Origin of the sequence: Mesorhizobium sp. M7A.F.Ca.ET.027.03.2.1 (assembly GCF_003999175.1) — a bacterium.
GTDB lineage: Bacteria > Pseudomonadota > Alphaproteobacteria > Rhizobiales > Rhizobiaceae > Mesorhizobium.
The window spans coordinates 1-2346 of sequence record NZ_RZOM01000983.1 but is presented as its reverse complement, the minus strand read 5'-3'; the positions used below and the strand labels follow the sequence as shown (position 1 = coordinate 2346).

Below are 2346 nucleotides of genomic sequence, written 5' to 3'. Positions count from 1 at the left end.
GTCCAGCGGATGGGCGCATTTATCGGGCGCCGCGGTTTCCTGTCAAGGCGGAGGTTTGCCGAAATCCAGTGCCGTCAAGCGTCGATCTGGCGCCGGCGGAAAGCGGCCCTTGCCGGTTTTGTGTATTCGCGCCTTCGTTGGGGTGTCGGCGACATGCCCTACAGTCCGACCGGGCCGGTATTGGCGCTCCACAGAAAGGCGGCCCTTGCCGGTTTCGCGTGCAATGGCTACATGTCGGCAACAATTGGAGACCGGCATGCTCGCCCTCATTCAAACAATCGTCATGGCGCTTGACCTCTACTGGTGGATCATCATCGCCTCGGCGATCTTTTCCTGGCTCTACGCCTTCAACGTCGTCAATTCGAAGAACCAGTTCGTCGGTTCCATCGGCAACATGCTCTACCGGCTGACCGAGCCGGCGTTGCGGCCTATCCGCCGCTTCATGCCGGACCTTGGCGGCATCGACATCTCGCCGATCATCCTGCTTCTGATCCTGTTCTTCCTGCGGCAGTTTCTGCTCACCACGGTGGCGCCTCTGATCCTGTGAGCAGGATGACCTTATGAGCACGCCGTTTCGCCTGCGCGAAAACGGCGCCGAGCTGTTTGTCCGGCTGACGCCAAAGGCTGCGCTGGACAGGCTCGAAGGCTTCGAGGCCACGGCGGACGGGCGAAGCCATCTGAAAGCGCGCGTCCGCGCCGTGCCGGAAAACGGCGCCGCCAATCATGCGCTCGAAAAGCTGCTGGCCAAGGCTCTGGCGTGCCCGGGTCCGCTGTCTCGGTTGTCGCCGGCGGCACCGCGCGGCTGAAGACCGTGCGCATTGAAGGCGATCCGGCGAAATTGGCGAAAAGCATCGAGGCGCTCGGCCGCCAGTCCTGATGTCCTTGGCCGCAGGGGCTCAATCGCCCAATGGCAAACGCGGATCGTCGACTTTCAACGTGTTCACGCTCTGCTTGATGCGGCGCAGATTCTCCAAAACCCTTGGTCCGCGCGTCTCGGCGACCGAGGTGACGATCATGTCGACGATCGACAGCAGCGCATAGCGAGACGATGTCGGCTTGTAGATATTGCCATCCTCGAGCGACTGGAAATGGATGACCGTGTCGGCGACCTTGGCGAGTGCGGAGTCCGGCGGGGTGATGGCGATCGTGGTGGCGCCATATTGCTGGGCGACCTGCACCGCATCGATGACCGATCTGGCATAGCCGGAGACGGAGAAGGCGATCAGCGTGGTGTCGGGGGTGGCAACGGCGGCGTACATGCGTTGCAACTGTCCGTCGATCTGCGCCAGCACCGACACGCCAAGCCTGAACAGCCGGTTCTGCATTTCGGTCGCCATCATGGACGAAATGCCACCGGAGCCGATGCACAGCACATTACCGGAAACAGCGATGCGTGCGGCGACGGCGACCAGCGTCGTCATGTCGAGGTTTTCGCTGGCGCGCTGGATGGCCGATATCGCCGCTTCGGTGATGGCGGAAGCGATGCGCTGTTCGCGGGCATCGCGGCTCAACGGCTCCGGCGACAGATACTGGCCGCCGATGGCGATGGCTTGCGCCAGATAGAATTTGAAGTCGCGCAGGCCCTCGCAGCCGAGGTTGCGGCAGAACCGCGTCACCGTCGGCTCGCTGACACCGACGCGCAAGGCAATTTCCGAAATCGCCGCTTTGGAAACGAAATCGAGGTCTGCCAGCACGAAGCCGGCCAGCTTGCGATCCGACTTCGTTCCGTCCTGCGACATCAGCTGCAGCCGCGTGATGATGTCGGCCGGCGTCTTCATGCTGCTATTCTCATAGAGGCAGGCCCGTTGCCTTGTCGAACAGATGGATGTTGCCGGGGTCGACCGAGACCGGCAGCAGGTCTCCCGGCCTGACCGGCACCCTGTCGCGGAACACGGCGCGTACCGTATCAGCACCGATAGCGCCATAGACATGTGTTTCGGAGCCGGTGGGCTCGACGACATCCACCCTGATCGCCATCGCGTCGACAGCCTCGCCGATGACAAAATGCTCGGGCCGGATGCCAGCCTCCACCGCGCTGTCCGCCGGCACCTGTTTGCCGGCAAGCGCAAGCCGCCCGCCACCGGCCGATTCGAACCAGGTTTTCTCAAGCGCCGTCTTGAGCGAACCGGACACAAAGCTCATCGACGGCGAGCCGAGGAAGGAGGCGACGAACTTGTTGGCAGGCCTGTCATAGAGTTCCAGCGGCGCCCCGACCTGCTGGATTCTGCCGCGGTCCATCACGACGATGCGGTCGGCCATCGTCATGGCCTCGATCTGGTCGTGGGTGACGTAGACGATCGTCGATTTCAGCCGCTGGTGCAGCGCCTTGATCTCGACGCGCATCTG

Annotated in this window: 3 protein-coding genes and 1 pseudogene; 2 read left to right on the top strand and 2 right to left on the bottom strand. The window is 62.9% G+C overall.

Going from position 1 to position 2346, the window contains the following annotated elements; genetic code table 11:
• The first annotated feature begins 256 nt into the window (after positions 1-256).
• Positions 257-547: a YggT family protein gene (locus EN750_RS29990; RefSeq protein WP_023811703.1), complete on the top strand. Its 291-nt coding sequence runs from the start codon at positions 257-259 to the stop codon at positions 545-547.
• 13 nt (positions 548-560) lie between these two features.
• Positions 561-877: pseudogene (locus EN750_RS29985) on the top strand (DUF167 family protein).
• Positions 878-896: 19 nt separating this feature from the next.
• Here the strand turns inward: EN750_RS29985 and EN750_RS29980 are convergent.
• Positions 897-1778 carry a MurR/RpiR family transcriptional regulator gene (locus EN750_RS29980; protein WP_127268067.1) on the bottom strand — a complete coding sequence of 294 codons (882 nt, stop codon included), beginning with the start codon at positions 1776-1778 and terminating at the stop codon, positions 897-899.
• 10 nt (positions 1779-1788) lie between these two features.
• A partial coding sequence (locus tag EN750_RS29975; RefSeq protein WP_127398899.1) for a TOBE domain-containing protein occupies positions 1789-2346 on the bottom strand: 558 nt, incomplete at its 5' end.

What these genes read in the sequence shown, in the direction of transcription:
- EN750_RS29980 (WP_127268067.1), bottom strand. Translation starts at nt 1,778, where the DNA reads ATGAAGACGCCGGCCGACATCATCACGCGGCTGCAGCTGATGTCGCAG.
- EN750_RS29990 (WP_023811703.1), top strand. Translation starts at nt 257, where the DNA reads ATGCTCGCCCTCATTCAAACAATCGTCATGGCGCTTGACCTCTACTGG.